This is a genomic window from Achromobacter sp. 1011811831, from assembly GCF_059760905.1.
In genome coordinates this window covers 1-6,077 of the sequence record NZ_JCBANG010000162.1, presented here as the reverse complement: position 1 = coordinate 6,077, position 6,077 = coordinate 1, and the positions used below count along the sequence as shown (strand labels likewise).

Below are 6,077 nucleotides of genomic sequence, written 5' to 3'. Positions count from 1 at the left end.
GCGCCAGGCCGCCGCCGTATGACACGACTGCTGAGGGTTCCTGCGTATGCGCCTGCTGTTCCTGGTGCTGTTCGTGCTGCTAGGCCTGATCCAATACCCGTTGTGGATGGGTAAGGGCGGCTGGTTCAAGGTCTGGGATCTGCAACGCCAGGTGGCGGCGCAGAAGGAGACCAACGAAGGCCTGCGCGCGCGCAATGCGGCGCTGGAAGCCGAAGTGCACGACCTGGATGGGGGCTCCGGCGCCGTCGAGGAACGGGCGCGCGGCGAGCTGGGCATGATGCGGGAAGGCGAGGTCTTCGTGCACATCCTGCCGCAGAACGCCACGCCGCCGGCAGGCGGCGCATCGCTGGCCACCGAGGCGGTCGCCAAGCCCGCCGCCACGCCGGCACGCGCCGGCACGGGCTCATCCGCCAGACCTGCCGCCAGCAACAACCCGCAGCCGGGCCGGCCCGCTGGCCAGTCGAGCTCAGGCGCACGGCACTGATTCCGTTCATGCAGCGGTTCCGGTTCCTTCCTTTCCAGTGGTTCCGGCCAGGGTAATCCCGTCCGCTGAGGCCCGCCTTCAACCGCAATCGCGTTTGCGGCATATTCCGGGCACCATGCCCTCGGGCCATGGCCGCAAGCGCGACCAATCGGCCGGATGCGAGTGCATCTCCATTTCCAGTTCCACCACGATCGGCAGCAGGCCGCGCGCCAGCGCCTGGCCGGCGTAGCTGCGCGGGTCGTCGCCGGTCAGGGCCCGGGTGAAAGGCGTGCCCGGGTGGGCCGGCGGCGTCTGCGCACCGCGCGCCAGCGCGCCCAGCAGCGCCCGCAGCGGCGCGGACAGCGGCTTGTGCAGATAGGTCAGCCGCAAGGACAGCGTATTGGCCTGGAAGATGTCCGTTGCCTGGCCCGGCGGGCGGCGCGCGTGCTGCAAATCTTGGTAGTCGTTGTCGATGGCTGGCAGGCCCGGCGCCGGGGCGATTCGAAGCCCCGGCCTGGCGTGCAGGCGGAAGTCGCGGGCGTCGGGGCGCAGCACCTCGATGCGCCACGGATGCGTGTCCGCCAACAGCGCCGCCTCGCGCAGGGCGTGCGCCTGCCGCGACGCGTCGCCGCCATGTAGTGGTCGCAGCGCCTGGACGAAAACCGCTTTCATCGTTGTCGGTGCGGCATGCGACACCGCGCCCGCGCGGGCCGCTTCCATCAGCGCCAGCTGGACGGCCTGGCGCACCGTCTGCCACGCTGCGGCTTCGGCGGCCAGCAGGGCGGCGGGCAGCAGCACGGCGGCTGCCAGGGTGAATTCCAGGAGCGCGGTGCCGTGTTGCGGACGGCCTGGGCGGGGCGGCGCGCGCAGGCTTGGCGAGGCCGGGCAAGCGTGCCGGGCCGGCTTGGCAGGCCTGACGGGCGCGCCTGGTGTCGCGGGCGGAGCCGGCCGAACGGCGGAAAAAGAAAAGGCGGTCATGGCTGCGCAGTCTGGCGCGGGCATGACCGCCTGTCGATTGGGACAAGCCGGCGTGACGCGATGATCACGCCGGGAATGGCCGGCCGCGACGGGCCGGCGCGGGCGTTCAGTGGACGGTGGGCGATTCGTTGTCGGCGGCGGGCGTGGCCGGCGTGAACAGGGCGGCGCAGTCCACGGCGTCGAAGCGATACGGCTTGCCGCAGAAATCGCAGGTCACGTCGACCTGGCCGTGCTCGGCCACGATGTCCTGCACTTCGGCTTCGCCCAGCGAGCGCAGCATGTTGGCCACGCGCTCGCGGGTGCAGGGACAGTGCCAGCTGACCGGCAGGGGATCGAACGCCACCAGCGTTTCTTCCCAGTACAGGCGATGGATCAGCGTGTCGATCTCGACCTGCAGCAGTTCGTCGCGCTTGAGCGTCGCGGCCAGCGTGCCGGCGCGTTCCCAGGTCTCGGCGGCGGCCTGCTCGCTGAGCAGCGGCGCCTGTTCGCCGCCATGCACCGGCAGGCGCTGGATCAGCAGGCCGGCGGCGTGCTCGTCGTCGGCGGCCAGCCAGAGCTGGGTGTCGAGCTGCTCGGAGGCCTTCATGTAGTGCTGCAGCGCCTCGGCCACGGTGTCGCCTTCCAGCGGCACGATGCCCTGGTAGGCCTGCTGGCCGGGCGCCTTGCGCTGCGGATCCAGCACGACGATGAAGCGGCCGTTGCCGCCGGGGTTGAGCAGGCTTTGCATGTCGCCATCGGCCGGCACGTCATGCCCTTCGCGCATCTTGACGGTGGCGCGCAGGCTCAGGTCGGAGCGGCATTCCACCACCAGCAGCGCGATCGGGCCGTCGCCCTGGATTTGCAGCACCAGCGAGCCGTCGAACTTGATGTTGGCGGCCAGCAGCGTGGACGCGGCCACCAGTTCGCCCAGCAGGTGGGTGATGGCGGGCGGGTATTCGTGATTGGCGCGGACGGCCTTCCAGGTGTTGGTCAGACGCACGGCCTGGACGCGCACGCTGCGGTCTTCGAAGAGATATTTTTTGAGCTGATCGGTCATGCTGGAATGTTAGCCGATCGGGCAACCGAAAGGCCCTGCCGGCGGCAGGGGCGGGACGGCTTCCAGGGAGCGGATCCCGGCGTCCTCAGGGGCGCCGGAGGCGGGCTAAGGGGCTCAGCCGATCCGCTTGAGCGCGGTCCGGTAGTGTTGGCCGCGCGCCACGTAGTGAGCGGTGTTCTTGTGCAGTCCGGCGATTTCCTCGGGGGACAGTTCGCGGACGATCTTGCCGATGCCGATGACCAGCGAATTGTCGGGAATGACCCGGTCTTCCGGAATGATGGCGCCGGCGCCGATCAGGCAATTGCGGCCGATCACGGCGTTGTTCAGCACGATGGCCTGCATGCCGACCAGCGCGCCTTCGTGGATGGTACAGCCGTGCAGCATGGCCTGGTGGCCCACGGTGACGTTCGGCCCGATCTCCATGGGACAGCCGTCGTCCACGTGCAGCACGCTGCCTTCCTGGATATTGCTGCCCCGGCGGATCAGGATGGCGTCGTTGTCGCCCCGGATGGAGACGTGCGACCAGATGCTGACCCCGGCCTCCAGCGTCACGTTGCCGATGATGTCGGCGCTATCGGCCACGTAGGCCGAGGGATCGATGCGGGGGATCAGGTCGTCGAGCTGGTACAGCGGCATGCCAGGAAGTCTCCGGAGACGGCGCGGGGTTCAGGAATCGAGGCGGCCGCGCTAGGCCGCGCCCTTGGCGGCCGCCAGGGCCCGATCCGCCTCGCGCTGGCGCAGCAGGCGGCGCAGGATCTTGCCGGTGGTGGTCATGGGCAGTTCGTCGACAAACTCGATTTCCTTGGGGTACTCATACGGCGCCAGGCGCTCACGCACGTGTTCCTGCAGGTTCTCGATGATGTCCTGGCGGTCGCGTTGGGCGAATTCGGGGGTCAGCACCACATAGGCCTTCACCACGGCGCCACGCTCGGGATCGGGCTTGGGCACGACGGCCGCGTTGGCCACGGCCGGATGGCCGAGCAGGCAGCTTTCGATCTCGCCCGGGCCGATGCGGTAGCCGGCAGACTTGAACACGTCGTCCGCGCGGCCGGCGTACCAGAGGTAGCCGTCGGCGTCGATGCTGGCCAGGTCGCCAGTCAGGCACCAGTCGCCCTTGAACTTGGCTTGCGTGGCGGCCTCGTTGCGCCAGTAGCCCAGGAACAGCACCGGATCGGGATAGCCGTGGATATCCAGCCGGTTGAGCGCGACTTCGCCGACTTCGCCGGTTGGGGCGGGCTCGCCGTGCTCGTCCAGCACGGCCACGCGGTGGCCGGGGTAGGGCCGGCCCATGCTGCCGGCCTTGGCAGGCCAGCGCTTGTTGCTGTTGCCCACCAGATAGTTCATCTCGGTCTGGCCGAACATCTCGTTGGGCGTGATGCCCAGCGCCTTCTCGCACCAGCCGAACACCGTCTCGCCCACGCTTTCGCCGGCGCTCATGATGGCGCGCAGCGCCAGCTGATAGTGGCTGCGCGGGTCCGGCACCGCCTTCATCATCATCTTCAGGGCGGTCGGAAACAGGAAGGTGTTGGTGACCTGGTAGCGCTCCATCAGCTCGAAGGCGCGCTCGGCCGAGAAACGGCCGCGGGTGCCGACGATGGGATGGCCGAAATAGAGGGTGGGCAGCAGCGCGTCCATCATGCCGCCGGTCCAGGCCCAGTCCGCCGGCGACCAGAAGACGTCGGCGGCCTTGGGGAACCAGTCCTGCGAGGCGACAAAGCCGGGCAGGTTGCCGATCAGCGCGCTGTGCGGCAGCAGGGCGCCCTTGGGCGCGCCGGTGGTGCCGGAGGTATAGAGCAGGATGGCCGGGTCCGATGAACGGGTCGGGACGGGCTTGAATTCGGAAGGCTGGCGGGCCAGCAGGCTGCGCCAAGGCAGCACGCGCTCGTCGGCGAAACCGATGCCGATGATCTGTTGCAGGGCCGGGCAGTGGTCGCTGACGGCCAGCAGATTGGCGCTGGAGGCATGGTCGACGATGGCGACGCGGGTTTCGGAGTCGCGCAGCCGGGTCTCCAGGGCCTCGGGGCCGAACAGCGCCGACAGGGGCAGCACCACCGCGCCGACGCTGTAGATCGCCATGTGGGCCACGACGGTTTCGGGCCGTTGCCCTAATACAACACCGACCCGGTCGCCGCGATTCACGCCCATCTTGATCAGGCCATTGGCCAGCTGATTGGCGGCTTCTGCCAGGCGGGCATAGGTCCAGACCTCGCGATTGCCCGCTTCATCTTCGTAGTAGATGGCGATGCGCCGCGCATCCGGACTGCTGGATGCCCAGCGGTGGCAGCACGCTTCCGCGATGTTGAACTGGGTAGGCACCAGCCAGCGGAAAGTTTGGTAGAGCGCCTGATATTGGTCGTTCATGGCCCTATGTTGTGAGCATGTTGCAGCGTGAACGGGCCGCTCGCCCGTTGCCCAACTGCAAGCATGACCTAGAGGGGCGTGAACTGCAACATCCCCGTTGCGTAACGGGGACGTATAAGGGTTATCACGGGTGTTTGCCCTGGCGGCGCAGCGCCGACGGCAAGGCCGGCAGCGATAGCGAGCGCGGCTTGCGGCTGGACGGATCGGTCTGGCGCCCGGCCTGGTGCTCGGCCTGGATGGCGGCCCAGTCCAGCAGCTGCAGCTGGCCGTCATGGGTTTCGGCCAGCGCCGACAGGCTTTCCACCCAGTCGCCGTCGTTGCAGTACAGGATGCCGCCCACGTCGCGCAGCTCGGCCTTGTGGATGTGTCCGCAGACCACGCCGTCCAGGCCGCGCCGGCGCGCCTCGCCGGCCAGCGCTTCCTCGAAGTCGGTGATGAAGGACACGGCGTTCTTGACCTTGTGCTTCAGGTACTGGGACAGCGACCAGTAGTGCAGCCCCATGCGGTGGCGCAGCCGGTTGAAGTGATGGTTGAGCCACAGCGCCAGCTGGTACAGCCCGTCGCCCAGGTGCGCCAGCCAGCGGCTGTGCTGGATCACGCCGTCGAACTGGTCGCCATGCAGCACCAGCAGACGCAGGCCCTTGGCCGTCACGTGCACGTCTTCGTCCAGGATCTCGATGTCGCCGAAGGCGAAACCGCAGAACTCGCGGGCGAATTCGTCATGGTTGCCGGGGATGAATACCACGCGGGTGCCGTTGCGGGCCTTGCGCAGGATGCGCTGGATCACGTCGTTGTGCGCGCGCGGCCAGTGCCAGTGCTTGCGCAGCTGCCAGCCGTCGACGATGTCCCCCACCAGATAAAGGGTGTCGGAATCGTTGTGCTCCAGGAAATCGAGCAGGAATTCCGCCTTGCACCCGGCAGTGCCCAGGTGAATATCGGAAATCCAGAGAGCACGCCAGTGGGCGGGGCGGATTTCGTTCACGGTTGCTTCCATGGGGGCTGTCGTCATGCCTCAAGATGAAACCATCGGGCGATGACGGCGCCATGAAAAATCCGTGACGGTGTTGTGACGCTTGCAACGCGAGCGCTGCAACATTTGTCGCGGGAACGGGCCTAGTGTGCTGTCCCGCAGATACGCCCGCACGAAATCCACCCCTAGCCGCCATGGCGTCGTTGCAAATCCTCGTGATACCTACGGGTATCACTGCGGTTTGCGCCTAGCCCTGACGTCTATGGATG

General features: G+C 68.0%; 6 protein-coding genes. 1 reads left to right on the top strand and 5 read right to left on the bottom strand.

Going from position 1 to position 6,077, the window contains the following annotated elements:
* Positions 1-46: 46 nt before the first annotated feature.
* The gene (gene ftsB / locus AC6LJ9_RS30095; protein WP_498150380.1) at positions 47-484 is read left to right on the top strand and encodes a cell division protein FtsB; all 438 of its coding nucleotides are present in this window, start codon (positions 47-49) and stop codon (positions 482-484) included.
* A gap of 78 nt (positions 485-562) precedes the next feature.
* Here the strand turns inward: ftsB and AC6LJ9_RS30090 are convergent, their stop codons facing one another.
* The 5 genes from AC6LJ9_RS30090 to AC6LJ9_RS30070 form a co-directional block, all read right to left on the bottom strand.
* The gene (locus AC6LJ9_RS30090) at positions 563-1,261 is read right to left on the bottom strand and encodes a TadE/TadG family type IV pilus assembly protein (protein WP_498150379.1); all 699 of its coding nucleotides are present in this window, start codon (positions 1,259-1,261) and stop codon (positions 563-565) included.
* 286 nt (positions 1,262-1,547) lie between these two features.
* The gene (gene hslO, locus AC6LJ9_RS30085) at positions 1,548-2,477 is read right to left on the bottom strand and encodes an Hsp33 family molecular chaperone HslO (RefSeq protein ID WP_498150378.1); all 930 of its coding nucleotides are present in this window, start codon (positions 2,475-2,477) and stop codon (positions 1,548-1,550) included.
* A 114-nt stretch (positions 2,478-2,591) separates the two neighbouring features.
* The gene (locus AC6LJ9_RS30080; RefSeq protein WP_498150377.1) at positions 2,592-3,113 is read right to left on the bottom strand and encodes a gamma carbonic anhydrase family protein; all 522 of its coding nucleotides are present in this window, start codon (positions 3,111-3,113) and stop codon (positions 2,592-2,594) included.
* A gap of 51 nt (positions 3,114-3,164) precedes the next feature.
* Positions 3,165-4,838 carry an acetate--CoA ligase gene (locus AC6LJ9_RS30075; RefSeq protein WP_212320365.1) on the bottom strand — a complete coding sequence of 558 codons (1,674 nt, stop codon included), beginning with the start codon at positions 4,836-4,838 and terminating at the stop codon, positions 3,165-3,167.
* 124 nt (positions 4,839-4,962) lie between these two features.
* Entirely contained in the window at positions 4,963-5,847 is an 885-nt protein-coding gene (locus AC6LJ9_RS30070) for a UDP-2,3-diacylglucosamine diphosphatase (protein ID WP_212320363.1), read from the bottom strand.
* Between the last annotated feature and the right edge of the window lie 230 nt (positions 5,848-6,077).